Consider the following 24,366-nt stretch of genomic DNA (forward strand, 5'->3'; position numbering starts at 1 on the left):
AAATGGTCGGTGGCTTCTCAAAGATGCGCTGCGCGCACAAAGATGCGCGCACAAAGGTGGGTGGGCTGCTCTTTGGGCGGGAGACAGGAGGGGCTCTACAGATGTAGAGTCGCAAATATGAGTACAGCGATCGTGGTGGGAGCGGGGATCGGCGGGGTGACTGCGGCCGTCGCGCTGCAACGCTGTGGCTGGGAGGTCACGGTGCTGGAGCGCGCGGCGGCACTGGGTGAGGTCGGCGCGGGGATTTCGGTCTGGCCGGGGGCGGCCGCCGTACTCAACGACCTCGGGGCGAAGGGCATCGACCAGGCGGCTGCGCTGTCCGGCCCGACCGGCCTGCGGAAGCCGAGCGGCCGCTGGGTGGTGGCGGCGACCCACCTCGGCATCGACCTGCCCGTGATGATCCATCGGGCCCAGCTGCATGACCTGATCACCGCGGAGTTCGGTCCGGCGGTAACAGTCCGCACCGGCTACACGGTCGAGACCGTGACGCAGGACGACAGCGGTGTGCTGGTCAACGGCTCACTGCGCGCAGACCTGCTCGTCGCGGCTGACGGACTCCGCAGTGTGATCCGCACCGCGCTCTACCCGCAGTACGCCGGACCGCAGTACTCGGGCTACACGGCGTACCGGGGTCTTGCCGATGTGAAGGCCAACGACGGCGGTGAGACCTGGGGACCGGCGCAGCGCTTCGGAATCGCCCAGCTGATCGACGGCCGCACGTACTGGTACGCCACGGCCAACCAGCCCGCCGGACAAGGCGGCGACCTGGCCGCTGTCATCCGCAGGTACGGCAACTGGCACGACCCCATCCCACAACTCCTGGCCAGCACCGACACCGCGCTTCAGAACGACATCTACGACCTGCCACTACCCCTGGTCCCGTTCGCAGCCGGCCGCATCGCACTGCTCGGCGACGCCGCCCACGCCATGACTCCGAACATGGGCCGAGGCGCCTGCACCGCCATCGAAGACGCAGGCGCCCTAGCCAAACACCTCACCGCCACACCCGACCTAGTCACCGCTCTGACCCAGTACGACGCCGAACGCCGCCCCGCCGCCACTCAACTGGTCAAGCGCTCCCGCCAGATCGGCCGCATGGGCCAACTCGAGAACCCAGTAGCGATCGGAGCGCGAGACACACTGATGTGGGTGGGCGGCGGAGTGGCACGTGGTGCTGCAGCACTGCGCAGAAAGCGCTAATGGAACAATCGGCGTGTGACCACACCTCCGCAGGCTCCTGAGATTCCTGGTGCGAAGCACATTCACTCCGGCAAGGTTCGTGACCTGTACGAGCTGGAGTCCGGTGAGCTGCTGATGGTGGCCAGTGACCGGCAGAGTGCGTTCGACTGGATTTTGAGTACGCCGATCCCGGACAAGGGCAAGGTGCTCACGGCGATGAGCTTGTGGTGGTTCGAGCAGCTCGGGGTGCCGAACCACATCCTGTCCACCGACGTGCCAGCTGTGGTGGCCGGGCGGGCGGTGATTTGCGAGAAGCTGGAGATGTTCCCGGTCGAGTGTGTGGCGCGCGGGTACCTGACTGGTTCCGGTCTGCTCGACTACCAGGCGACCGGCGGGGTCTGCGGGATCCCGCTGCCGGCTGGGCTGGTTGAGGCGTCGCGGCTGGACGAGGCGATCTTCACACCGGCGACGAAGGCCGAGATCGGCGAGCACGACGAGAACGTCTCGTACGACGCTGTGGTGGCGACTGTCGGTGCGGAGACGGCCGCGGCGCTGCGGGAGACGACGCTGGACATCTACACGCGGGCTCGAGCGATGGCCGAGGAGCGGGGGATCATCCTGGCCGACACGAAGTTCGAGTTCGGTGCGCGGCCGGACGGGACGATCGTGCTGGCCGATGAGGTGCTCACGCCGGACTCGAGCCGGTTCTGGCCGGCTGAGCAGTGGGAGCCGGGGCGGCTGCAGCCGTCGTACGACAAGCAGATCATCCGGGACTGGCTGCAGTACGAGTCCGGTTGGGACCGGCACTCCGGTGAGGCGCCGCCGCCGCTGACCGACGAGGTGATCGAGCGCACCCGTTCGGCGTACATCGGGGCCTACGAGCAGCTGACCGGCCGGACCTTCGTCGCTTAGAAGAGGCCGACACCGAGCGCCAGCAGCACGAAGCGGGCGCCGCGGCCGATCAGCACGGACACACCGAAGGTGACCACGCCCATCCGAGAGGCACCGCCGATCAGGGCGACGCCGTACAGGGGTGGGATGCCGACGGAGGCGCTCAGCAGCGTCACCGGGATGCCCCAGCGGCGGTCGCTCATCGCATCCAGGAGGCGCTTGCTGACGTCGCGGTTCCACTGCACGAACCGGCCCCAGCGAGTGTCCAGGTCGACCGGCTTGGGCTCCTTGGACTTCCGCGCCGCGTAGCCGGGGCGGTAGCGGACGGCGAGGAACATGGCCACCTTGCCGATGGTCTGGCCCACCGACACCCCGATCGCCGCCACCACCGGGTCAAGGGCACCGGAGACGCCGACGCCGAGGACATACGCCTCGGCGTTCATCACCGGGATGATGGCGGACCCGATCCCGAAGCCGACCGCCAGCAACAGCTGCCACACCCACATGATCTCGAGGCTATGCGCTGTTGCCTGAGCAATCACGAACATTTTCAGACTCTGGGTACGGCGGCTCGCCGGCCACGGAGGATCGCGATCAGCCGGTACGACGAGGCGATCTTCACCACGCACGCTGCGATCGCCATCGTGTACGGCAGCCACTGCGCCCCGGTCTGGTGTGCGATGACTAGTGACACGACTACGGCCGCGGTGTTGACCGCCTTGGCCGGCTTGGACCAGTTCCAGAGCCAGATCGGGTAGTCGACCTTGTAGAAGTAGTTCGGGCTGAGTGTTCCGCGCCACAGCAGGAACGCCAGCGACAGCATCGTGTCCAGCACGCCGAACTGCACCAGGAAGATCGCCAGCGGCCCGATAGTCAGCGGGAACGTCGCCATGAACGCAGCAGCCAGCAGGAACGAGCACGCGCGGTCACAGACGATGTCGAAGACCGCACCGCCCTCGGACTCCTCGTCGCGGTACCGCGCGACCGCACCGTCGGCGATGTCACCGATCCAGTACGCGGCGTACCCGACAATCAGCCAGCTCAGCGCACCGGTCCGGAACGCGACCGCAGCGATCACCATGGCGAGCACGGTCCGGATAAGCGTGATGCGGTTGGGGACTCCGAGCAGCAGTGCCGGTCGGACCGGAAGCGGAACAGGAACGGTGGCCATCATGCAGCCCTCAGATTCTCGGGATCGAGTGCATCCCGCAGTTGGTTGCGAAGCAGGTAGCCGGCCAGAGCAGCACCGCCAACGGCGAAGCCCCAGGACAGCAACAGCAAGCCGGCCAGACCGACTGCCAGGAACGGCAGTGAAGGGAGATCGACCTGAAAGCCGATCAGCCCCTGCGGACCCATCAAGAGCCCGACACAGCTGCCGATCATCAGCGCCGGTGTCGCGACCAAGGAGATCTGGTCACGGACCACTCGGTGCAGGAAGCGGCCGTCGACACCCAGTGCCGTCAGACAGGCGAGCTGCCGGCGCTGTTCGACGAGTTGGTCGGCAACGCCGACCGTCAGGGATGCCAACGCGATCCCGGTGAGCAGGGCCAGGCCGAGCGCGCTCATCCCGAAGCCGGCGACGTAGAAACCAAGGCTGTCGGGATCGTTCTTGCCGGTGATGGTGACGAGCCCCTCGTGGACCAATGCACCGACCAGAAAGGCGCAGCCGAGGAGCAGTCCACCCATCCGCGCGGCTGACCGTGCGTCGGCGACGATGCGGGCACCGGCCAGCAGACGGCCTGCCTGACCTGAGCGGGCGAGCCAGCGTCCAATCGGTCCGACCGACCTGGGGATCTGAGTCGCCCACACTACGGCCAGGCCGATCAGGATCAGGGGCGACGTGAAGAAGCCGAACCCCGCCGCCGTCAGCACCGCGAGCACCAGGCACACCAAGCCGGCGATCACTGCGAGCGGAGCCGGGAACCCGGATGCCGGCCTGCTCGCCGACGGATCGCGATAGGTCAGGTATCCCATCGCCGCACCACCCAGGGGGAGCGCGACGGCAACAGCAACCCACACCAGGAGGTCCGAAGAGCTGAGGCCAGGAAAGACCTGAGTTACCCGAGGCAGCCCACTGAAGAGCACAGTGAGGATGGCGTAGAGCGGACCGGACAGCAGTCCGCCGCTCAGACCGATCAGAGTCGCGTCGGCCGTCGAAAGCCGCCGTACCTGCCTTGAGGACGCACCGGCCAACTGCAGTGCCGCGAATCGCCGCTCGCGTGCAGCTGTGCCGAGACGCAGCGCCTGAACCGACAGAGCCCCCGCAAGCACCGCCAGGATCGCTAGAGCCGCGGTGAGGCCGGGACGCAGACCGGACTCGGCGACGTAGTTGCTGTAGTGGTCCTTGGACAACTCACCACGTCCGAGCGAGCCGATATGTACGGCGTTGATCAGTAGGGCGCCGCTGAAGGACAGGGCTGCGGTGGCGAGGCGGACGCGGCTGCGGTCGGCGGGGGTGCGGGAGCGGGCCAGCAGGAGGGTGGTGCTGAGTGAGAGGCTCATCAGGCGGCCCTCAGGTTCTCGGGGTCGAGAGCGTCCTCTAGCTGGTTGCGCAGCACGAAGCCGGCCAGGACACCGCCGGCTGTGCCGAGAACCAGGCCGAGTGCGATGACTGCGGTCGCTGCGACGAGGTAGATGCCGTAGTACGGCTCGGGCTCGTCGCCGACGATCGAGCCGCCGACCACTCGGCCGAGCGTGATCAGCATGCCCAGTCCCATCCCCACTGCGAGAGCTGGTGCACCGACGATCGTCAGTTGCCGGGTGATCATCCGGCGCAGGAACTGGATGTCGACTCCGAGTGCCGTCAGACAGGCGAGCTGGCGGCGCTGGTCGACCAGTTGATCGGCGACGCCGACGATCAATGCGGCCATGGCAACTGTCGTCACGAGCAGCAGGGCGAAGATGGCCAGCGCGAAGCCGGTGATCTCGAAGGTATTGTCGAAGAACTCGTCCCTCATGATCACGACCGCGATCAGGCCGTTGCCGAGCGCACCGATCAGAAACCCGCAGCAGCCGAGCAGAGTGCTCATCCGCGTGGAGGGACGGGCCTCGGTGACGAGGCGGGCGCCGGTGAGCAGGTAGAGCGGGTTGCCGGAGCGGGCGAGCCGCTGACCGACCATCCGGATCCACGCCCGGTTCAGGTTGTAGAGCACGAAGGCCAGACCGACCACCAGCGCGGTGGTGGCGACGTACCCGAGGAACGGCGCCAGGATCACCGCAACGACGATGAGTCCGATCCCGGCGACGACTGCCGGGCGACTCGCCTTGCCGAGCGGGTGCTCTGCTCGCGGCAACAGGTCGTCCCGATGCAGTACGGCGGCAATCACCGCACCGGCCGCGGTCATCGTCACGACCACCGGGATCCAGGTCAGCAGGTCCACCGGCTGTACTGGGGGCAGGACCTGAGCCATTCGGGGCAGCAGGCTCAAGAACAGGCTGAGGACCAGATAGAGCGGTCCCGCGACCAGACCGCCGGCCAACCCCGCCATGGCCGCGTCGGTGATGGACAACCGCCGTACCTGCCGACTGGATGCACCTGCCAGGGTGAGAGCGGCCATCCGGCGCTCGCGAGCCGCCGTACCGAGTCTCAAGGCCTGTACGGCGAGGCCGGCGGTGAGCGCGGCCAGGAGGACAAGGATCGCGGCGAGTCCCGACCGCAGATCCGGCTCGGCGATGTAGTTGCTGTAGGTGGTCGCGGAGAGCTCGCCGCGACCGAGCCGGGCGATCCGGAGAGCCCCGAGCAGGAACGCCCCGCTGAGTCCCAGGGCCCCGACCGTCAGCCGGGTGCGGCTGCGGTCCGCGGGTGTCCGCGACCGGGCCAGCAGGAGCAGGGTCTCGACTTTCATCAGAGGGCCACTTCGTGCTGGATGACACCGTCGCGGAGGCGGATCTCACGGTTGGCGGAGGCGGCCACGAGGTTGTCGTGGGTGACCATCACCAGAGCCGCACCGCGGTACTTGGCGGTCTTGATGAGGACGTCGAGCAGTTCCTTGCCGGCCCGGCTGTCCAGACTGCCGGTGGGCTCGTCCGCGAGCACCACAGAGGGCCCAGTGATGAGCGCCCGGGCGATGGCAGCCCGCTGGGTCTGACCGCCGGACAGCTCGGACGGTACGGCGTCCGCCTCGTCCTGGATGCCTACCTGGGTTAGCCACTCCCGTGCATGGCGGTGGGCCTCGGAGCGCTGGTGTCCGGCGAGCAGCAACGGCAGTGCGACGTTGTCGATCAGCGGCAGGTCCGGAACCAGTTGGCCGAACTGCAGCACGACTCCGATCTTGGTGCGCCGCAGCTCGGCCCGGTTGTCCGGCGACAGGGTCGCGAGGTCCTGACCGTCCAGCCGCACCGAACCGGCGTCCGGGCTCAGGATTCCAGCCGCGCAGTGCAGCAGTGTGGACTTGCCGCAACCGCTGGCACCGGTGATGGCGACGATCTCCCCGGCCTTGACCTGCAGCGAGACGCCGCGCAGGGCTGTGTTGCGCCGGTACGCGAACTCGACGTCGGTCAGCTCAAGAGCGTTCATGAGTTCTCCTGCTCAGAAATGCGGTCAAGAGCGCTGTCGAGCCAGCGCAGGTCGGCATCGAGGTGGGCGACGATGTAGTCGCGAACGATCGGGGAGGTCGGGTCCTGACCGGCGGGGGTCTCCTGCAGCTCGCGGATGCGGCGCAGGTGACTGGCACGCTGCCGGGCCAGGAAGGCGGCGGCGTCACCGCCGGTGCGGACCGCTGCGACGAGCTTGCGGAGCACCTCGTCCGCACTGCCCCAGGCGGGCGGCACCGGGTCGACCAGCCAGTCGGCCAGGTGCTGGCGGCCCTTGTCGGTGAGCGCGTAGACCGTCCGGTCCGGACCGCCGCCGGAGGTCTTCTCGACCACCTCGACCAGTCCGTCCCGCTCCAGCCGGCCGAGCGTTGTGTACACCTGCCCGAATGCCAGCGGACGCCCGTCGGGGAACCAGCTGTCGTGGCCGCGCTTCACGTCGTACCCGTGCGCAGGACCTGCCGAAAGCAGGCCCAGGACGAGTTCAGCGGTTGCCATGCGAACGACTATACACCGCGTGTATGTACTGAGTGAATAGTCCGGCGAATGCGGGATTCCGGCGCCTGGTCGGTAGGATTCAGGGCGTCACCCCGGAACGAGACCTGGAGTAGTCAGTGGCTCGCGTTGTCGTCGACGTCATGCTCAAGCCCGAGATCCTCGACCCGCAGGGCAAGGCGGTGCACGGCGCGTTCGGCCGGCTCGGCTTCGACGGCGTGGCCGACGTCCGGCAGGGAAAGCGGTTCGAGATCACCCTGGACGGTGAGGCGACCGAGGAACGGGTCGCCGAGATCCGCCGGGCCGCCGACACCCTGCTGGCGAACTCGGTGATCGAGGACTTCACCTTGCACGTCGAGGACGCACAGTGAAGATCGGCATCGTCACCTTCCCCGGCTCGCTGGACGACGCCGACGCCCGCCGCGCCGCCGCGGTGGCCGGCGCCGAGGCGGTCGCGCTCTGGCACGGCGACGCCGACCTGCACGGGGTCGACGCGGTCGTCCTGCCCGGCGGCTTCTCGTACGGCGACTACCTGCGCGCCGGCGCGATCTCCCGGTTCGCCCCGGTGATGGAGACCATCATCAAGAAGGCGGGCGAGGGTCTCCCGGTGCTCGGGATCTGCAACGGCTTCCAGGTGCTGTGCGAGTCGCACCTGCTGCCGGGCGCGCTGATCAAGAACCACCACCGCAAGTTCATCTGCAAGGACCAGGGCCTGCGGATCGAGAACAACCGCACCGCGTGGACCAGCGACTACGACGCGAACCACGAGATCACCATCGTGCTGAAGAACCAGGACGGTTCGTTCGTCGCCGACGAGGCCACGCTGGACCGGCTGGAGGGCGAGGGCCGGGTGGTCGCCCGCTACCTCGGCAACCCGAACGGCTCGTACCGAGACATCGCCGGGATCACCAACGAGCGGGGCAACGTGGTCGGCCTGATGCCGCACCCGGAGCACGCCGTCGAGACTCTCACCGGACCGACCACGGACGGCCTGGGCTTCTTCACCTCGGTGCTGAAGGCCGTCGTCGCCTCCTGATGAAACGCTCAGGGCTGCGGCGCTTCCTGCTCCGCACCCTCTTTGTCGCTACTGCCGGTCTCCTCGCCTGCGCCGGAGCCGGTACGGCGTCCGCCCAGCCGACCAGCTTGATCGCGAAGGTCGTGGTGATCGGCGTACCGGGTCTGACCTGGCACGACGTGCAGGCGTCCCCCGAGCTGACCGCCCTGGTGAACCAGTCGCACGTCGGCTCGATCACCGTAAAGTCGGCCGGTCCGAACACGTGTCCGGTCGACGGCTGGCTCACCATCAGCGCCGGCACCCGCGCCTGGGGCAGTGTCCTCGGCCAGCCGTGCGCCCAGCTGCCTGCAGTGACCGACGGGAAGATTGCCGACTGGCAGACGTACGTCGATCGCCAGGCGCAGCACCATACCGGTGCACCGCTGGGCCGGCTCGGCCAGGCCGGGTACCCGATGTGCGGCTTCGGCCCGGGCGCTGCGGTCGCACTGGCCCGCACCGACGGTACGGTCAACAACTGGTGGCCGCAGTTCGACCAGCAGCGTTTGGCGAGCAACCAGTGCCGTGACGCGATCATCGACGCGGGTGCAATGCCGCCGCGCGAGGGTCGCGAGGAAGCGCGCCGGAAGGTCGCAGAGCTGGTCGCACAGGCTCGTGCGGCCGATGGCTGGGTACTGCTCGTCGGCGTCGCTCAGGAGTTGGCCAACGCACACCAAGAGCCGCTGGTCGCGATGCAGCTCCCACCGGACGACGGTCCGCGCTGGCTGACGAGTGACAGCACCCGTCGGCCCGGTCTGATCCAGCTGACCGATGTCACCGCGACGATCCTGCGCGGGCGGGAGGCGCCCACTGTCGACCCCGCCGGCGCCGAGACCGCCGGACCGCTCGACGGAACGCCGATCGGGTTCGACGGCGATCGCCATACCGATGCGGCTGCGGTGATCGAGGACCGGTTGGACACGAACCAGCGGTTCGAGCAGCCGCGGCCGATGCTGGTTGCGGTGTCGATGACCATCCTGGTCGCTGAACTGCTCGCCCTCGCCTGGTTCTGGTTCACCCGGAGCCCCCGCGCGCGCCGTACCTTCAACTTCACGCTCCTGACCCAGGGCGGCTTCTTCATCGCGGTCTTCTTGTCCACCGCGACCGTCTGGTGGCGCTGGCCGGCACCTGGTTTCTCCTTGTACTGCGTGGTCCTGGGCATCAGCGCACTGTTCGCCGTGCTCACCCAGGTCTTCTTGAAGAGCTACGCGTTCCTCGGGATCGCACTGGCCGCCTACGCCATCCTCCTGGTGGACGGTGTGCTCGGTACGCCGTTGCAGTTCGGCAGCATGTTCACCGACGGACCTGTGATCGGTGGCCGGTTCTATGGCTTCGGGAACTCGACCTTCGCCACGCTGGCGGTCGCAGCGCTCGTGGTTGCCGGCTGGGCCGCGCAGAAGCTGATCGACAAGAGCAGAGTGCAGGCAGCCCTTGCTGTGCTGGCGATTGGCGGCGCTGCGATCGTCGTGGACGGCAGACCGGGCTGGGGGACCGACTTCGGCGGCATCATCGCGCTGACCCCGGCGGTGCTGCTCATGGCCTGGCTCACCTGGCGCGGCAGCATCACCTTCCGCGCACTGATCGGTGTGGGCGTGGCCGGCGTACTGGCTGTGACTGCGGTTGCCTTCCTCGACTATCTGCGACCGGCCGACGAGCGCAGTCACTTCGGCACGTTCTTCGCGCGGTTGCTCGACGGTGACGTCAGCGACGTGCTGATCCGCAAGCTGCAGATGGCTCTCGCGTTCTTCAACGGTCCGGCCGGCTGGGCGATGCTCGTCGGGGTGGTGCTCGCCATGCTGGCGACTGTGCTCCCCGGGCGGGTCCCGTTCCCGGCGTACCGGTCCTTCTACACCAGTCTGCCGATGATCCGGCCGACTCTGCTGGCGCTGTCGACCTGTGGCCTGGTCGGCATGCTCCTGAACGACGCCGGGGTCGCACTGCCCGCGATCATGACCGGCTTCGCCGCACCACTGCTGGTGGCGCATCTGATCACCGCTGAGCAGCCCAGTACCGTTTCACCTGAGTCCCACCTAGTGCAGGAGTCCAAAAGTGTCGACTGACACCGTCACCAACGCCGAGAGCACCCCGGACGTCGAGCAGCCGTGGGCCGAGCTCGGTCTGAAGCCGGACGAGTACCAGCGGATCCGCGACATCCTGGGCCGCCGTCCCACCAGCTGCGAGCTGGCGATGTACTCGGTGATGTGGAGCGAGCACTGCTCGTACAAGTCGTCCAAGGTGCACCTCAAGCGGTTCGGCGAGATTCCGCAGGAGACCCCGGCCGGCAAGATGCTCGCCGGTATCGGTGAGAACGCCGGCGTGATCGACATCGGCGAGGGCTACGCGGTCACCTTCAAGGTCGAGTCGCACAACCACCCGTCGTACGTCGAGCCCTACCAGGGCGCGGCCACCGGCGTCGGCGGCATCGTCCGCGACATCATCGCGATGGGCGCCCGCCCGGTCGCGGTGATGGACCCGCTGCGCTTCGGTCCGCTGGACGCTCCGGACACCAAGCGCGTGCTCCCGGGGATCGTGTCCGGGATCGGCGGCTACGGCAACAGCCTCGGCCTGCCGAACATCGGCGGCGAGGTCGTCTTCGACCCGACGTACATCGGCAACCCGCTGGTGAACGCGCTCTGTGTCGGCGTGATGCGGCACGAGGACCTGCACCTGGCCAACGCGACAGGCGTCGGCAACCAGATGATCCTGTACGGCGCCAAGACCGGCGGCGACGGGATCGGCGGCGTCTCGATCCTGGCGAGCGAGACCTTCGCGGACGGCGGCCCGACCAAGCGGCCGGCGGTCCAGGTCGGCGACCCGTTCATGGAGAAGCTGCTGATCGAGTGCACGCTCGAGCTCTTCCAGGCGAACGTGGTCGAAGGTATCCAGGACCTCGGCGGCGCCGGGCTGTCCTGCGCGACCTCGGAGCTGGCCAGCGCCGGTGACGGTGGGATGCGGATCGAGCTCGACAAGGTCCCGTTGCGCGACGCCTCGCTGTCGCCGGAGGAGATCCTGATGAGCGAGTCGCAGGAGCGGATGATGGCCTGCGTCACGCCGGAGAACGTCGAGGAGTTCCTCAAGATCTGCGCCAAGTGGGACGTGCAGGCCGACGTGATCGGTGCGGTCACCGGCACCGGCAAGCTCGAGATCGACTGGCACGGCGAGCGCGTGGTCGACGTACCGCCGCGCAGCGTCGCCCACGACGGCCCGGTCTACAACCGTCCGTTCGCGCGGCCGGACTGGCAGGACGACCTGCAGGCCGACGGCGCCGAGAAGTTGCCGCGTGCAACGACCTCGGCCGAGCTGCGGGACACCCTGCTGCAGCTGGTCGGCTCGCCGAACCTGTGCGACAAGTCCTGGGTCACCGACCAGTACGACCGGTACGTGCTCGGCAACTCGGTGCTCGCGCAGCCCGAGGACAGCGGGATGATCCGGGTCGACGAGACCAGCGGTCTCGGCGTCGCGGTCTCCACCGACTGCAACGGCCGCTTCACCAAGCTCGACCCGTACACCGGCGCCAAGCTCGCACTTGCCGAGTCCTTCCGCAACGTCGCCACCACCGGCGCCCGCCCGGTCGCCGTCAGCGACTGCCTGAACTTCGGTTCCCCCGAGGACCCGGCCGTGATGTGGCAGTTCACCGAGGCCATCCGCGGCCTGGTCGACGGCTGCAAGGAGCTCGGTATCCCGGTCACCGGCGGCAACGTGTCGTTCTACAACCAGACCGGTGACGTGGCGATCCTCCCGACGCCGGTCATCGGCGTACTGGGTGTCATCGACGACGTCACCCGCCGTACGCCGATCGGCTTCACCGGCGAGATGGAGGGCCACCAGCTCTACCTGCTCGGTGAGACCGCCGAGGAGCTGTCCGGCTCGGAGTGGGCGCACGTCGTCCACGGTCACCTCGGTGGCCGTCCGCCGGCCGTCGACCTGGCGGCCGAGCAGCAGCTCGCGGACATCCTCATCAACGCCTCCCGCGACGGTCTGATCGACGCTGCGCACGACGTCAGCGACGGCGGTGTCGCCCAGACCCTGGTCGAGTCGGCACTGCGCGGCGGTGTCGGTGCGCGCGTCTGGGCGCCCGACAACCTGGACCCGTTCCTGTTCCTGTTCGCGGAATCCGCCGGCCGCGCGGTCGTCGCCGTACCGCGGACCGAAGAGGTCCGGTTCACCGACATGTGCACCGCCCGCCGCTTCCCGCACACCAAGATCGGCGTCATCACCGGCGACACCCTGGACGTCCAAGACCACTTCGAGATCCCCCTCACCGAACTCCGCGACGTCTGGACCGCCACCCTCCCCGCCGCCCTGGCCTGACCCTTACGTGCACTTGGCGCTGCCCCATCGTCTGGCACACTCGAAGGAGAGAGTGTGAGGTGAGGTGGATGGTGGAGCGGCGCCCGGTGAAGCCGGCTGACCTGATGGGTCGTGCGGCAGCGGCCGGACAGGAGGCGCGCGTTGTCGCGGCGCGGCGACGCATGGCCAACGTCCGGCTGACCGATGAGGAACGCCGGATCGCCACGGACGAGCTGGCTGAGCAGTTCGCGGTGGGGCGGCTCGACGAGGCTGAGCTGCACCTGCGGGTGGACCGGCTGCATGAGGCGGTCACGCATGCCGACCTGCAGCCGATCTTCGCCGGCCTGCCCACGCCGTCGCTCTATCGGCCGACACCCCGGCCGACGGGACGTTGGCGCTGGGCCGCGTTCGTCGGCGCAGTGTGGCTGGCAGCGCCGTTTTTCCTGCTCGGACTCGTGTTCCTGGTCTTCGGCCGCGAGGTCGCAGCCGCCGTGTTCGGCATCCCGGCTCTCCTGTGGACGGCCGTCGCGTTCCGCTGGGCTCGCCGAGGCCAGTCAGGCTCCTAGCGTCGACTCCCGCGGGACCAGCTGAGCAGGGAGTTCCAGTACGCCGTGGTGTGGGTTGCCGGCGATGGCGTCCAGGAGGAGGTTCGCGGCTCGGCGGCCGAGCTCCTCGAGCCGTAGGTCGACCGACGTGAGTGGCGGCCGGCTGGCTAGTGCCATCACCGGCCAGTTGTCGTAGCCGGTGACGGCGATCTCACCCGGTACGGCGCGGCCCAGCTCGCGGAGGCGGTCGCACACACCGCGAGCGATCTGGTCGCTGCCACAGGTGATCGCGTCGACGTCCGGATGCGCGCGCAGAACCAGGTCGGTGGCCTGCCGACCCCACTGCTCACTCCACTCGCCGAAAAGCGGCTCGCCGACGAGCGTGCTGCTGCTCATCGCCTGAGCCCGTTCCACGGCGGACCGGTGATCCGCAGGACCGGTGATGTGGGCGATCCGGCTGCGGCCGAGAGTGCGCAGGTGGGTGATGACAGCGGCCGCACCGGCGGCGTCATCTACGATCACCGAGGCATCTGCCGGATCGGTCGACGCAGCCAGCGCATAGACGACAGGCAGCGGTACGTCGATCGGCGGGCGCGGCTCGGTGCGGCGACCGGTCACGACGATGCCGTCGACACCTCTCGCGACCATCGACCGCAGATAGCTCTGCTCACGCAGCGGGTCGTCGCGGGTGTCGCACAACACGGTCGCCAGCTCGCCCGCACTGAGCACATCCTCGACCCCACGCATGATCGGGATGCTGAACCGACCAGAGCTGTCGGTGGTCAGCAGGGCGACTGTGAACGTGCGCCCCGACGACAGGGCGCGGCCGCGAACGTCAGGGGTGAAGCCGAGCTGAGCCGCAGCACGGCGTACTCGCTCTCGGGTGTCCTGGCTGAGCTGGCCGGTGTTGTTGAGGGCCTTCGAGGCCGTCCCGGCGGAGACCCCGGCCAGTGCCGCGACATCCGTGATCCGTACCGCCGGGCGTTTCATGGTGTTACTTTAGCAGGACGGAAAACGTGTGCCGTATTTCCGTGCTCGTGTGATCGTCCGCCCCCGAATCACCCGAAAGCAGGGACTGCCATGACCGTTCCGAAAGGACTCCCGCGTCGTGAATTCCTCGGTGTCACCCTTGCCGCGGCGGCTGCCGTGAGCGCCGTCGAACCGTCCACCGCCGAAGCCGCTCGACCATTCGGCCCACCCGCCGGCCGTGGCGGGCACTACGTTCCGCAGCGGGCGCCGCTGCGACCGGTGCCGTTCCAGAAGTTGCCGCCGGGTGCGATCGAGGCCCGCGGCTGGCTGGCCCAGCAACTGAAGCTGCAGGTCAACGGCCTCAACGGCCGGTACGACGAGATCTCCGACTTCCTGGTCTACGACAGCAACGGCTGGGTCGACCGGGCCAAGGACGCCTGGGAGGAGTTGCCGTACTGGCTCCGTGGCTTCGGCGATCTCGGCTACGTCACCGGTGACACCGGCGTACTGACCAGAGCGCAGCGCTGGATCGACGGCATCATCCGGACGCAGGCAGCAGACGGCTGGTTCGGCCCCGACCGGCTGCGGACCTCTCTGCAGGGTGGACCCGACTTCTGGCCGGGCATGCCGTTGCTGGCGGCCATCCGGTCCTGGTACGAGTACTCCGGCGACCAGCGCGTCATACCGTTCATGACGAAGTACCTGCGGTTCCAGAACACGCAGCCGCCAGAGGTGTTCAACCGGTCGTGGGGCGCGTTCCGCTGGGGCGACAACATCGACAGTGCGTACTGGCTCTACAACCGCACCGGTGAGCCATGGCTGCTAGACCTGGTCAACAAGATGCACTCCGGCTCGGCTGACTACGTCAACGGCATCCCGACCTGGCACAACGTCAATCTGGCCCAGGGGTTCCGAGAGCCCTTGCAGTACTGGCTTTTGTCGGGCAACGAGCAGCACCGGGCGGCGACGTACCGGAACTATGCGACGGTGATGGGACAGTACGGTCAGTTCCCGGGCGGTGGGTTCGCGGGGGACGAGAATTCGCGGCCGGGGTTCGGTGATCCGCGGCAGGGGTTCGAGACCTGCGGCATCGTCGAGCTGATGCATAGCTTCGAGATGCTGTCCCGCGTCACCGGTGAGACCGTGTGGGCCGACCGGTGCGAAGAGCTGGCGTTCAACTCGCTCACAGCGTCATACGACCCGCAGCAGAAGGTGATGCACTACATCACCTGTGCGAACAGCGTGGAGCTCGACGACACCATCAAGCACGGGCAGTTCCAGAACGGGTTCGCGATGCTGGCCTACAAGTACGGCATCCACCAGTACCGGTGCTGTCCGCACAACTACGGCATGGGCTGGCCGTACTACGCCCAGGAGCTCTGGCTGGCCACCACCGACAACGGCCTGGCCGCCTCGCTCTACGCGGCCAGCAAGGTGACTGCGAAGGTGGGTGGCGGTGAGACCGTCAGCATCGTGCAGGACACCGAGTACCCGTTCGGCGACACCATCAACTTCACTGTGCAGGGCACCTCACGTTTCCCCTTGTATTTAAGGGTCCCTGGCTGGGCAGACGAGTACTCAGTCACAGTCAATGGCAAGCGCTCCCGAGTCCATGCCGAAGGCGGCTGGATCCAGCTAGACCGCGCATGGCGGTCCGGTGACCGCGTGAAGCTCGTGCTACCGATGCAGGTCCGCACCAGGCAGTGGGACGACAACCAGGACTCGGTGTCGGTAGACCGTGGCCCGCTGACCTACTCACTCGCAATCAGCGAGCGCTACGAGCGCATCGGCGGTACGACGGACTGGCCCGAGCTCGCCGTACACCCGGACTCCCCGTGGAACTACGGTCTGCTGCCAGATGCCGGATTCACCCTCGTACGGCGGACTCCCACACCCGGCGCGGACCCGTTCACCACCGCAGGTGTCCCGCTGGCGCTAACCACGAAGGCCCGCCGCATTCCCCAATGGGAGGCCGACAGCGAGAACGTAGTCGGCCGACTGCAACCAAGCCCAGCCCAATCCACCCAGCCCGACGAAACAGTCACCCTGATCCCTATGGGTGCCGCCCGCCTCCGCATCACCTCCTTCCCCCAGGTCTCCTCCACCGGCGCCGAGTGGCGTCGCCGAACCCGCATCACCGCCTCACACGTGTGGGACGGCGACTCCCTAGAGGCCCCCGACGACGGCCGACTCCCGTCGTCTTCCGCCGACACATCCATCCCTCGCTTCACCTGGTGGGACCGACGCGGTTCCACCGAGTGGATCCAGTACGACCTGCGAGAGGTCCGCGAGCTGCGACAGGCATCGGCGTACTGGTTCGACGACACCGGCTTCGGCCAGTGCCGCGTCCCGGCGTCCTGGCGCGTGCTGTGGCTCGACGGTTCGACTTGGCGCCCGGTCGCGAATCCCACGCCGTACGGGGTCGACCGCGACCGCCTGAACACCACCACGTTCACACCGGTCCGAGCGCAGTACCTCCGAGTGGAGGCCGCACTGCGCCCGACATTCTCCGGAGGACTCTTGCACCTAGCGTTCGGGTGAGAATGTCCAGGTGGGGACTACTGCGCTGGAGCTCGCCGTTCTGGCGCACCTGGAACACGCCGACCTGATCTGCGCGCAACTGGCCCGCCGGACCGGATCTTCGGAGAGGGCTGTGCAGCGACTCCTCGACCACCTGGTTTCCGGCGAGCTGGTTGACGCCAAGCCGGACGAGCAGGAGCCGACGAGCTACCACCTCACACACCGTGGCGCCGCGCGGCTGATGCGGCTCCGTGGCTTCTCCGAGGAACAGGCGGCAGCCGACTGGAAGCACGCCGCAGCGCGCAGGGGAGAGGTGCTGACCAGGGCGGACGAGCAGCCGACGAGCAGCGCGAACCGGGCGGCCGTGGAGCACGCGGTGATGAGACACCTCGAGCACTCCAGCTTGACCAGAGATGAGCTGGCGCAGCGCACCGAGACATCGATTGGTGTCCTGCGGCCGGCTCTGGACGCTCTGGTCGCGTGGGAGTGCGTCGCTGTGCGACTGAACGATGGCCGGCCGGATGCCTACGTCCTCACTCCAGCCGGTCGGAGCCGGCTCATGTTCATCCGCAGCATCCTGGCAACGCCGGACGGTGCAGCCGGCAAGTTCGTGTTCGTCGCGCTGCAGCAACAGCGGCGGCCCACGCAGGAACCGCCTTCGGTCAGTCCGCCGCGTCCGGTGGACCAGGTCCCGCGGGTACCGGCGTGGCGACGGATCCGGTCGTGGGCTCGGCGCAGGACGAATTAGCCGCTGCAGCTTTTGGCATTCGGGTGAGGCAGCGCCGGGCCCTCGTTCTGCGGGAGGATGAGGGTCTGGGGCTATGGAGGGGGTTCGGGTGGGGAACTCGGCGCTGGAGTTTGCGGTGTTGGCGCATCTGGAGGGGGGAGAGCTGGTTCAGGCCGAGCTGGCCAGGCGGGCTGGGGTGTCTGAGACTGCTGTGCAGTTGGTGCTCGATCCGTTGGTGGCGCGTGGGCACGTTGCCCGCCAGCCGCAGGGGACCTTCAGGTTGACGATGACCGGGGTGAAGCGGCTGAAGGGCCACCGCGAGTACTCCGAGGCTCGGGCTGGGCAGGAGTGGCGGCGGGTGCCGGTGGAAGAGCCGGAGAAGCCGAAGCTGGTCACCTGGACCTGGGCGGGGGAAACGCCACCGCAACAGCAAGGCAATCCGGCGCTGGAGCAGGCGTTGATCGAGCAGTTGGAGCACGCTGCGCTCGACCAAGCCGAGCTGGTACGACGAACGGGTGCGTCGGCGAACGACGTACGGGAGGCACTCGACAAGCTGGTCGCGGAAACGTTCGTAGTCCGCCTGGAACAGGACGGTCTGGAGACCGAGTATGAGCTGACCGAAGGTGGGGTCGGGCGGCTGAAGCTGGTGCGTGAGTTCGCAGAGTCGCCGATGAGCGCGCTGGGGAAGGTGCTGGGTGCGGCTGCCACCGAGCGGGGGCGCCGTCGTCCGGCTGCCGTGGTGCGGTCGTCGAGGATGCTGCTGAGCGACAGCGACCGGGAGGTGTGCTCCACTGCGTTGGCTGAGCAGTTCGGAGCCGGGCGGATCGACATCACGGAGCTGCAGCGCCGGACCGACCTGTTGTACGCCGCGAGCACGCGTCGCGATCTCGGTGCCGTCTTCGAAGGTCTGCCGGCTCCGTCACTGGACCAGGAGTCGGCAGGGAAGCCCGCACCTGGGTGGCGGTCAGGGGCGGCAGGCTGCACGTCCATCGTGTCGGTGTTCTTCGGGTTGATGGGGTTGGCGCTGATCAACGGCCACGACGACGTCGATGATGTCGTGTTCGGACTGGTGCTTGTCGGCGGTGCGGTGGTGTGGAACTTCCTGGTCTGGTCCTGGGCTCGCCGCAGGGTGAATTAGCCTGGGGGCGTGGAGCCTGTGTTGCGGTTGGCGGTGCGGGAGGACAGCGCCGCGGTGGCGGCGTTGGGGCGTGCGTCGGTGCTGGAGTTGTTTCCGGCGTTCCATGACGCTGTTGAGACGGCCAGTGCGGCTGAGCACATCACCACGCTGGATCCCGCGCTCATCGACGACGGTACGTACTACGTGCACGAGGTTGGCGGGGAGATCGTGGCGTGCGGTGGGTGGAGCCGGCGCAACAAGCTGTTCAACGCCAGTACGGCGGGTGCCGACGAGCGACTGCTGGATCCGGCGACCGAGCCGGCGCGGATCCGCGCGATGTTTGTGCGCAGCGACTGGACGCGTCGAGGACTGGCCCGGGCGATCCTGACCGCTTGCACCGACGCAGCGCGGGCAGAGGGGTTCACGCGGCTGGCTCTGATGGCGACGCTGCCCGGAGTGCCGCTGTACAAGGCTTTTGGGTTCGTCGAAGTGGCGCCTGCCGAGTTGCCGATGCCGGACGGCGTCGTACTGGCAGGCGTAGCCATGGAACGATCGATCGAGGAGAAGACCGCATGACTGCTGGGACTATCGCCACCGCTCCCGACGGCACCGAGGTCGTACTCGGTGAGATCGGGACTCGCGTGCTGCTGAAGAACTCCCGTGTGCGCGTGTGGGAGGTCGCACTGGCGCCGAAGGAGGCGCAGGGCTGGCACCTGCACCACAACCCGTACGTCGTGCTCTGTCTGTCCACCTCTCCGTGTCACATGGACTGGCTCGACGGGAGTGCGGCGCGCGAGCTGAGCGAGACGGTGGGCGGTTCGGTCTACCGGCCGGTGTCCCCGGTTCACATGCTGACGAACGACGGCGACGCGCCGTACCTGAACCGTCTGATCGAGCTGCTGGATCTGGGCGAGGAAGCGTGCGGCGAGCCGTACACCGCGGCCGCTACCGCTGAGGCCGGGTTCGACGAGGTCGGTGAGGTCCCGGCGAAGGTGGTCGTCGACGAGGACGACGTACGGGTGCAGCACGTCACCCCGGACGCGGGGGAGTCCTACACCTGGCACACCGGCGCTTACCCGGCGCTGGTGGTCGACCTGGACCTCGACAACCCGGACGTGACCTACCTGGAGCCTGGGGAGAGCTACACGCTCCCCACCAAGCCCCAGCGCACGTCCGGCTTCAACCTGGTCGAGCTCCGCTACTACAGGCTCCGCAACTAGAGGAGGCCACGCACCTGATCCCCATCGCGCGCAGCCAGCACTGCGGCGGTGTCGATCAGTCTGAGATCGGCCTCCCGCAGTCTGGCCTTCACCAGCGGGACCTGCGGAGCGATAGCACTCAACTCGTGCACACCTAGCGCAGCGAGGATGACGGCGGCCTGCGGGTTGCTGGCCAGGTCACCACACACACCCACCGGTACACCGGCGTTGCGGACGACGTGATCGACCAGCTGCAGCACGGCCGGGTCCAGCCCGTCCGCCAGCGCAGCCACCGCCGGGTTCGTCCGGTCGGTCGCGGTCACGTATTGCGTGAGGTCGTTCGTGCCGATGCTGACGAAGTCCAGGTCTGGGGTCAGCGTGGCGACCCGCAGCGCGGCCGCGGGCACCTCGATCATGATGCCGACCTTGAGGCCGTCGGGGCGCGGTCCGAGCTCGTCCAGCGCCCAGGCGACCTCGTCGGCCGTGGTGACCATCGGGAACATCACGTGCACGGGGATCTCGGCCGCGATCTGCCGGACCGCCTCGAGCTGGTCCCGGAGCAGCTCCGGTTGCCGCCGGAACGCTCGCAGCCCGCGCTCACCGAGGAACGGGTTGTCCTCGTGGTCCTGCGGCAGGAACGGCAGTGGCTTGTCGCCGCCGACGTCCCACGTGCGGATCGTGATCGGCTTGCCCGGCAGCGCCGCGGCCACGGCCCGGAACGCCTCGACCTGCTCGGCAACGGTCGGCGCCGTACGGCGTTCGCCGAACAGCAGCTCAGTCCGCACCAGCCCGGATCCGTCCGCGCCCCGCACCGCGAGCGCGTCATGCACCGTACCGACGTTCACCAGCACCGCAACCGTGCGGCCGTCAACGGTTACGGCCGGCAACTCCGCCTCGATGGCCGCCTGCTCCTGCTCGGCCACGCGCTCCGCGATTGTCGCCCGCACACGCTCCACGTCGGGCTCGATCTCGAACGACCCCTTGCGGGCATCGAACGCCACCACAGCACCGGCCGGCACGTCCACGTCGCCGATCCCGGTGATCAGCGGGATCCCGCGCGACCGCGCCACGATCACGCCGTGCCCAGTGGCTCCGGCCGCCCGGACCGCAACGCCCGCAAACCGCTTCCCGTCCAGCGTTGCCGCGGTCGCCGCGTCCAACTCCGGTACGACGAGGATGGCGGGCTGCTCGGTCTCGACCTCGATCGGGCTGTCCTCCGTGGTGTGCGTCAGATGCCGCAGCACCCGGTCACGCACCGCCCGCACGTCCTGCGCGCGCTCCCGCTGGTACGCATCGTGCAGTTCCTCGAACCGCTGGGCCAGCCGATCGAAAACCTTCTGCCAGACATTGACCGCGGATGCCCCGCGGTCGAGGACCTCGCGAATCTCCTTCAGTTGCTGGGGATCCGTCAGCAGCGCGAGCTGAGCCTCGAAGATCCCTCCAAGGTCCGGACTCGCATCGCGCAGCCTCCGCAGCTCGCCGGCGACCGCCTCGACTGCCGCGTCCAGCCGCGCCGACTCGTTGTCACCGGCAACATATCCGCTCACGTCGACGAGGCCGCTGGCAAGCACGGCCGGACCGAACGCGACGTCCAGTCCGGAGCCTCCGTTGTCCCCCTCGACCGGCGCGCCGAGGCGCTTGGGGAAGCGGGCGGGCTCGTCGTCCCCGAAGTTCTCCGTGGCCAGATCCTGGATTGCGGCCAGGGCTTCGTCCGCCTCCGGACCTTCGGCAGCGAACCGCAGTAGGTGCCCACGGATCGCGTTCAGCGTCGCAACCATGCTGAGACTGCCGGCGTCGACCGGCCCGTGACCGGTGTCGACGTCCGTCACGGTGACCCGGGCGTCGAATCCATTCACCAGCCCGACGAGTCGGGCCGCCGGCCGGGCATGCAGGCCGTGCTGGTTGCTCACGACAACCTCCACGCTCTGCCCGGATTCGACCGCAGCAGCCGTCTCCGGAGCAGGGCCTGCGCCGAGGTGTTCCTGCTTCCCCAGCAGCCCACGCTCAGCCTCAGTAGCGACCGCGTCCAGCGACGCACCGGTCGCCGCCGTCACGACCGCGGCCACGAGCCCCTCGACCAGCGGAGCACTGGTCAATGTGACCCGCTCAGCGACCTCAGGATCAATGAACTCCAGCGCCAGCTCTGCACTGAGCACCGCACTCCCCAGATCAAGCAGAACCAGTACGCCGTCCGCCGAGTCCGCCGCCGCGATCGCCTCGGACACGGACACCGCGTCCGTACCGAACGTCGTCTCGTCCAGCCCAGCCGCCACGACGATCACCGGCTGATTGCCATCAGCAACCATCTCGGACGCCAGCCCGACGGCCGCGGTCGCCAGCGCATGACTGTGCGACACCACCACGATCCCGATCATGCGAGCGTCCGTGCGGCCGACTCGAGCAACAGTGTGGTACTCGTCGCGCCCGGATCCTGGTGACCGATACTCCGCTCGCCCAAGTAACTCGCCCGCCCCTTCCGCGCCTCCAACGGCACAGTCGCATCCCGCCCCTTCGCCGCCGCCTCGGCAGCGGCCGCGAGCGCCGCCGCGAGTCCATCCCCGACAGCAGCGTCGTACGCATCGAGCGCCGGCGCCCAGGCGTCGTACATGGTCTTGTCTCCCAGCTCGGCCTTGCCCCGCGCCAGTACGCCGTCAACCCCGGCCCGGAGCGCTGAGCCGATCGCGGCCGGGGTGAGCTCGACCCCGCTCAGGGCCGTACCGAAGCGCAGGAAGAATGTCCCGTACAACGGCCCACTCGCCCCGCCGACCTTACTGACCAGCGTCATCCCGGCCTTCTTCAGCAACTCGTCGACCGATTCGAACGAGGTCTCGTCCAGTACGGCGACCACGGCCGCGAACCCACGATCCATATTGGCCCCGTGATCCGCGTCCCCGATCGCCGAATCGAGTTCAGTCAGGTACGCCGCATTCTCGTGCAGCACCTTCGCCGAATCCCGCAGCCAGTCGGTGAACTTGTCGATCATGCTCCCCACCGTAGGCCGGGGGTGTTAACGGGCGCGTCCCAGAGGCGGACCAGTTCGTCGTCGACCTTCAGCAGCGTGACCGAGCAGCCGGCCATCTCCAGTGAGGTGATGTAGTTGCCGACCAGCGAGCGGGCCACGGTGATGCCCGCGCGGTCGAGGATCTGCGCCACCTCGTTGTACATCAGGTAGAGCTCGAGCAACGGCGTACCGCCGAGACCGTTGACGAAGGCAACGACCGAATCACCTTGTGTATAAGGAAGATCCGACACCACTGGGTCGACGAGCAGCGAGGCGACCTCGCGAGCTGGTGCCAGCGGCAACCGTTGGCGGCCGGGTTCGCCGTGGATGCCGATGCCGACCTCCATCTCGTTCTCGGCCAGGTCGAACGTCGGCTTCCCTGCCGCCGGAACCGTGCACGACGTCAACGCCATCCCCATACTGCGCCCGTTGTCGTTCACCTTCCGGGCGAGGTCCGCGACCTCCTGCAGCGAACGCCCTTCCTCGGCCGCCGCGCCGACGATCTTCTCCAGCAGCACGGTCACGCCAACCCCGCGGCGACCGGCCGTGTACAGGCTGTCCTGCACCGCCACGTCGTCGTTCGTCACCACGGACAACACCTCGGTGCCGGCATCGGCCGCAGCAAGCTCAGCAGCCATCTCGAAGTTCATCACGTCGCCGGTGTAGTTCTTCACGATGTGCAGTACGCCGGCCCCCGCGTCGACCGCCTTCGTCGCCGCCATCATCTGGTCGGGCACCGGCGAGGTGAACACCTCACCCGCACACGCCGCATCCAGCATCCCCAGCCCGACAAACCCGCCGTGCAGCGGCTCGTGCCCGGATCCACCCCCGGAGATCAGCCCGACCTTCCCCGGTCGCGGCGCCTCCTTGCGGTAAACGATCCGGTTCTCATGGTCCACCCGTAAGCGGTCCGGATGCGCCGCCGCCATACCGGCCAGCGCTTCACTCACAACATCGGCAGGGTCGTTGATGAGCTTCTTCATGCCCCCATCTGAGCACAAGCACAGCCCCGGCGGGAGCCCGTCAGTGCGTCCAGTTGTAGGTGCGGGCCAGATGCAGTCGCACGACCTGCTCGTGCCGGCGCAACACCTCGCGCGCGTCGTCCAGCCGCCATCGCCACCGCAGGGCACGGCTCACTCGGAGTCGATCGGGCATCACACACCCTCAGATCTACTGACACGACTGTTTCAGTAGAAATAGTACGGCGGATCGCGGGAACGCAAAAGCCCCCGGTTCAGGACCGGGGGCTCGAGCGGTTGGAGCTGGGGTCAGTCCTTGGGGCGCAGGAGCGGGCGGACGACCTCGCGGGCGTCGTGGATGCGGGACTTGACCGTTCCCAGCGGGGCGCCGACCTCGGCTGCGATTTCCTCGTAGGAGAGGCCGTAGACGTCGCGGAGGACGAGGGGGGTCACCATCTGCGGGCGGTCGCGTTCGAGCGTCTCCAGGGCTTCCAGGAGGTCCAGGCGGGTGCCGGCGATGACGGAGGTGGTCCGGGGGTCCGGCTTCTCCATTGTCTCGGGGTTGTGCGCCGCCTGGGCGGTGCGCTTCAGCTTGCGGTAGGTCGAGCGGGCCGAGTTGGCCGCGACCGAGTGCACCCAGGTCGAGAAGCTGCTCCGGCCTGAGAACGACCCGATCTTGGTGGCGATGTTGAGCAGGGCCTCCTGGGCCGCGTCCTCGGCGTCCGCGGAATACGGCAAAACACTGCGGCAGATCCGCAGGACGCGCGGGTAGACCAGCCGGAGCAGGTCGTCCATCGCGTTCTTGTCGCCCGCCTGGGCCTGCTCGGCCAGCGTGGCGAGCTCGTCGGTCGGGCTGGTGCTCTCGCTCATCTGCGCCTTTACTGTCTCGGCCC

24 protein-coding genes and 1 pseudogene are annotated in these 24,366 nt (G+C 68.2%); 12 read left to right on the top strand and 13 right to left on the bottom strand.

Features of this window, described 5'->3' with window-relative positions; genetic code table 11:
- Positions 1-117 precede the first annotated feature (117 nt).
- Together ABD231_RS11915 and ABD231_RS11920 are read left to right on the top strand one after the other, a co-directional pair.
- Complete coding sequence (locus ABD231_RS11915; RefSeq protein WP_344149497.1) at positions 118-1,200, top strand: FAD-dependent monooxygenase; 1,083 nt, start codon at positions 118-120, stop codon at positions 1,198-1,200.
- 15 nt (positions 1,201-1,215) lie between these two features.
- Positions 1,216-2,091 carry a phosphoribosylaminoimidazolesuccinocarboxamide synthase gene (locus ABD231_RS11920; RefSeq protein ID WP_344149499.1) on the top strand — a complete coding sequence of 292 codons (876 nt, stop codon included), beginning with the start codon at positions 1,216-1,218 and terminating at the stop codon, positions 2,089-2,091.
- Here the strand turns inward: ABD231_RS11920 and ABD231_RS11925 are convergent.
- The 6 genes from ABD231_RS11925 to ABD231_RS11950 are packed head-to-tail and all read right to left on the bottom strand — an operon-like array spanning position 2,088 to position 7,098.
- Entirely contained in the window at positions 2,088-2,618 is a 531-nt protein-coding gene (locus ABD231_RS11925) for a hypothetical protein (protein WP_344149501.1), read from the bottom strand. The two genes, ABD231_RS11920 and ABD231_RS11925, sit on opposite strands and share 4 nt — an antisense overlap.
- Before the next feature lie 2 nt (positions 2,619-2,620).
- On the bottom strand, positions 2,621-3,244 hold the full coding sequence (locus tag ABD231_RS11930; RefSeq protein WP_344149503.1) for a CDP-alcohol phosphatidyltransferase family protein: 624 nt from the start codon (positions 3,242-3,244) through the stop codon (positions 2,621-2,623).
- On the bottom strand, positions 3,241-4,572 hold the full coding sequence (locus ABD231_RS11935) for an FtsX-like permease family protein (protein WP_344149505.1): 1,332 nt from the start codon (positions 4,570-4,572) through the stop codon (positions 3,241-3,243). The genes ABD231_RS11930 and ABD231_RS11935 overlap by 4 nt, the downstream gene beginning before the upstream one ends.
- Positions 4,572-5,915, bottom strand: a complete 1,344-nt coding sequence (locus ABD231_RS11940; RefSeq protein ID WP_344149507.1) for an FtsX-like permease family protein — start codon at positions 5,913-5,915, stop codon at positions 4,572-4,574. Before ABD231_RS11940 ends, ABD231_RS11935 begins: the two co-directional genes overlap by 1 nt.
- Positions 5,915-6,586, bottom strand: coding sequence for an ABC transporter ATP-binding protein (locus tag ABD231_RS11945; RefSeq protein ID WP_344149509.1), 672 nt, complete (start codon positions 6,584-6,586; stop codon positions 5,915-5,917). Before ABD231_RS11945 ends, ABD231_RS11940 begins: the two co-directional genes overlap by 1 nt.
- Positions 6,583-7,098 carry a PadR family transcriptional regulator gene (locus ABD231_RS11950; RefSeq protein WP_344149511.1) on the bottom strand — a complete coding sequence of 172 codons (516 nt, stop codon included), beginning with the start codon at positions 7,096-7,098 and terminating at the stop codon, positions 6,583-6,585. Before ABD231_RS11950 ends, ABD231_RS11945 begins: the two co-directional genes overlap by 4 nt.
- 116 nt (positions 7,099-7,214) lie before the next feature.
- Here ABD231_RS11950 and purS point away from each other — a divergent pair, with 116 nt between their 5' ends.
- From purS to ABD231_RS11975, 5 genes are all read left to right on the top strand, one after another.
- Positions 7,215-7,466, top strand: a complete 252-nt coding sequence (gene purS / locus ABD231_RS11955) for a phosphoribosylformylglycinamidine synthase subunit PurS (RefSeq protein WP_344149513.1) — start codon at positions 7,215-7,217, stop codon at positions 7,464-7,466.
- Positions 7,463-8,131, top strand: coding sequence for a phosphoribosylformylglycinamidine synthase subunit PurQ (gene purQ / locus ABD231_RS11960; RefSeq protein ID WP_344149515.1), 669 nt, complete (start codon positions 7,463-7,465; stop codon positions 8,129-8,131). Before purS ends, purQ begins: the two co-directional genes overlap by 4 nt.
- Positions 8,131-10,206, top strand: coding sequence for a hypothetical protein (locus ABD231_RS11965; RefSeq protein ID WP_344149517.1), 2,076 nt, complete (start codon positions 8,131-8,133; stop codon positions 10,204-10,206). Before purQ ends, ABD231_RS11965 begins: the two co-directional genes overlap by 1 nt.
- A complete protein-coding gene (purL, locus tag ABD231_RS11970; protein ID WP_344149519.1) occupies positions 10,196-12,457 on the top strand; it encodes a phosphoribosylformylglycinamidine synthase subunit PurL in 2,262 nt (753 codons plus the stop codon). Before ABD231_RS11965 ends, purL begins: the two co-directional genes overlap by 11 nt.
- 68 nt (positions 12,458-12,525) lie before the next feature.
- The gene (locus tag ABD231_RS11975) at positions 12,526-13,002 is read left to right on the top strand and encodes a DUF1707 SHOCT-like domain-containing protein (protein WP_344149521.1); all 477 of its coding nucleotides are present in this window, start codon (positions 12,526-12,528) and stop codon (positions 13,000-13,002) included.
- Here ABD231_RS11975 and ABD231_RS11980 read toward each other — a convergent pair.
- A complete protein-coding gene (locus ABD231_RS11980) occupies positions 12,991-13,971 on the bottom strand; it encodes a LacI family DNA-binding transcriptional regulator (protein WP_344149523.1) in 981 nt (326 codons plus the stop codon). The genes ABD231_RS11975 and ABD231_RS11980 overlap by 12 nt on opposite strands.
- A gap of 90 nt (positions 13,972-14,061) precedes the next feature.
- On the opposite strand from ABD231_RS11980, the gene ABD231_RS11985 reads away from it, so the two are divergent.
- The 5 genes from ABD231_RS11985 (at position 14,062) to ABD231_RS12005 (ending at position 19,534) form a co-directional block, all read left to right on the top strand.
- Complete coding sequence (locus tag ABD231_RS11985; protein WP_344149525.1) at positions 14,062-16,491, top strand: beta-L-arabinofuranosidase domain-containing protein; 2,430 nt, start codon at positions 14,062-14,064, stop codon at positions 16,489-16,491.
- Between the two features lie 10 nt (positions 16,492-16,501).
- Positions 16,502-17,218 carry a methyltransferase family protein gene (locus tag ABD231_RS11990; protein ID WP_344149527.1) on the top strand — a complete coding sequence of 239 codons (717 nt, stop codon included), beginning with the start codon at positions 16,502-16,504 and terminating at the stop codon, positions 17,216-17,218.
- Positions 17,219-17,291: 73 nt separating this feature from the next.
- Positions 17,292-18,335 (top strand): DUF1707 domain-containing protein, encoded by a 1,044-nt coding sequence (locus ABD231_RS11995; RefSeq protein WP_344149529.1) that lies wholly within the window; start codon positions 17,292-17,294, stop codon positions 18,333-18,335.
- A 9-nt stretch (positions 18,336-18,344) separates the two neighbouring features.
- Positions 18,345-18,890: a GNAT family N-acetyltransferase gene (locus ABD231_RS12000; RefSeq protein WP_344149531.1), complete on the top strand. Its 546-nt coding sequence runs from the start codon at positions 18,345-18,347 to the stop codon at positions 18,888-18,890.
- Positions 18,887-19,534, top strand: coding sequence for a cupin domain-containing protein (locus tag ABD231_RS12005; protein WP_344149533.1), 648 nt, complete (start codon positions 18,887-18,889; stop codon positions 19,532-19,534). Before ABD231_RS12000 ends, ABD231_RS12005 begins: the two co-directional genes overlap by 4 nt.
- On the opposite strand, the gene ABD231_RS12010 is transcribed toward ABD231_RS12005, so the two are convergent.
- The 6 genes and pseudogenes from ABD231_RS12010 to ABD231_RS12035 all read right to left on the bottom strand — a co-directional run bounded on the left by ABD231_RS12010 (position 19,531) and on the right by ABD231_RS12035 (position 24,343).
- A complete protein-coding gene (locus ABD231_RS12010; RefSeq protein ID WP_344150109.1) occupies positions 19,531-21,435 on the bottom strand; it encodes an HPr family phosphocarrier protein in 1,905 nt (634 codons plus the stop codon). The genes ABD231_RS12005 and ABD231_RS12010 overlap by 4 nt on opposite strands.
- Before the next feature lie 51 nt (positions 21,436-21,486).
- Positions 21,487-21,888: pseudogene (gene dhaM, locus ABD231_RS12015) on the bottom strand (dihydroxyacetone kinase phosphoryl donor subunit DhaM); the annotation flags it as partial.
- Entirely contained in the window at positions 21,885-22,496 is a 612-nt protein-coding gene (gene dhaL / locus ABD231_RS12020) for a dihydroxyacetone kinase subunit DhaL (RefSeq protein ID WP_344149535.1), read from the bottom strand. The gene dhaL and the pseudogene dhaM, both read right to left, overlap by 4 nt.
- Complete coding sequence (gene dhaK, locus ABD231_RS12025) at positions 22,493-23,497, bottom strand: dihydroxyacetone kinase subunit DhaK (protein ID WP_344149537.1); 1,005 nt, start codon at positions 23,495-23,497, stop codon at positions 22,493-22,495. The genes dhaL and dhaK overlap by 4 nt, the downstream gene beginning before the upstream one ends.
- A gap of 40 nt (positions 23,498-23,537) precedes the next feature.
- Positions 23,538-23,669, bottom strand: coding sequence for a hypothetical protein (locus ABD231_RS12030; protein ID WP_344149539.1), 132 nt, complete (start codon positions 23,667-23,669; stop codon positions 23,538-23,540).
- 113 nt (positions 23,670-23,782) lie between these two features.
- On the bottom strand, positions 23,783-24,343 hold the full coding sequence (locus ABD231_RS12035; protein ID WP_344149541.1) for an RNA polymerase sigma factor: 561 nt from the start codon (positions 24,341-24,343) through the stop codon (positions 23,783-23,785).
- Positions 24,344-24,366: the final 23 nt, after the last annotated feature.

The sequence above is a fragment of the Kribbella yunnanensis genome, from assembly GCF_039529655.1.
Classification (GTDB): domain Bacteria; phylum Actinomycetota; class Actinomycetes; order Propionibacteriales; family Kribbellaceae; genus Kribbella; species Kribbella yunnanensis.

What these genes read in the sequence shown, in the direction of transcription:
- ABD231_RS11935 (WP_344149505.1), bottom strand. Translation starts at nt 4,572, where the DNA reads ATGAGCCTCTCACTCAGCACCACCCTCCTGCTGGCCCGCTCCCGCACC.
- ABD231_RS11945 (WP_344149509.1), bottom strand. Translation starts at nt 6,586, where the DNA reads ATGAACGCTCTTGAGCTGACCGACGTCGAGTTCGCGTACCGGCGCAAC.
- ABD231_RS11995 (WP_344149529.1), top strand. Translation starts at nt 17,292, where the DNA reads ATGGAGGGGGTTCGGGTGGGGAACTCGGCGCTGGAGTTTGCGGTGTTG.
- ABD231_RS12035 (WP_344149541.1), bottom strand. Translation starts at nt 24,343, where the DNA reads ATGAGCGAGAGCACCAGCCCGACCGACGAGCTCGCCACGCTGGCCGAG.
- ABD231_RS11915 (WP_344149497.1), top strand. Translation starts at nt 118, where the DNA reads ATGAGTACAGCGATCGTGGTGGGAGCGGGGATCGGCGGGGTGACTGCG.
- dhaK (WP_344149537.1), bottom strand. Translation starts at nt 23,497, where the DNA reads ATGAAGAAGCTCATCAACGACCCTGCCGATGTTGTGAGTGAAGCGCTG.
- ABD231_RS11950 (WP_344149511.1), bottom strand. Translation starts at nt 7,098, where the DNA reads ATGGCAACCGCTGAACTCGTCCTGGGCCTGCTTTCGGCAGGTCCTGCG.
- ABD231_RS11975 (WP_344149521.1), top strand. Translation starts at nt 12,526, where the DNA reads ATGGTGGAGCGGCGCCCGGTGAAGCCGGCTGACCTGATGGGTCGTGCG.
- ABD231_RS11965 (WP_344149517.1), top strand. Translation starts at nt 8,131, where the DNA reads ATGAAACGCTCAGGGCTGCGGCGCTTCCTGCTCCGCACCCTCTTTGTC.
- ABD231_RS11980 (WP_344149523.1), bottom strand. Translation starts at nt 13,971, where the DNA reads ATGAAACGCCCGGCGGTACGGATCACGGATGTCGCGGCACTGGCCGGG.
- ABD231_RS11940 (WP_344149507.1), bottom strand. Translation starts at nt 5,915, where the DNA reads ATGAAAGTCGAGACCCTGCTCCTGCTGGCCCGGTCGCGGACACCCGCG.
- ABD231_RS12005 (WP_344149533.1), top strand. Translation starts at nt 18,887, where the DNA reads ATGACTGCTGGGACTATCGCCACCGCTCCCGACGGCACCGAGGTCGTA.
- ABD231_RS11930 (WP_344149503.1), bottom strand. Translation starts at nt 3,244, where the DNA reads ATGATGGCCACCGTTCCTGTTCCGCTTCCGGTCCGACCGGCACTGCTG.
- ABD231_RS12030 (WP_344149539.1), bottom strand. Translation starts at nt 23,669, where the DNA reads ATGCCCGATCGACTCCGAGTGAGCCGTGCCCTGCGGTGGCGATGGCGG.
- dhaL (WP_344149535.1), bottom strand. Translation starts at nt 22,496, where the DNA reads ATGATCGACAAGTTCACCGACTGGCTGCGGGATTCGGCGAAGGTGCTG.
- ABD231_RS11925 (WP_344149501.1), bottom strand. Translation starts at nt 2,618, where the DNA reads ATGTTCGTGATTGCTCAGGCAACAGCGCATAGCCTCGAGATCATGTGG.
- ABD231_RS11985 (WP_344149525.1), top strand. Translation starts at nt 14,062, where the DNA reads ATGACCGTTCCGAAAGGACTCCCGCGTCGTGAATTCCTCGGTGTCACC.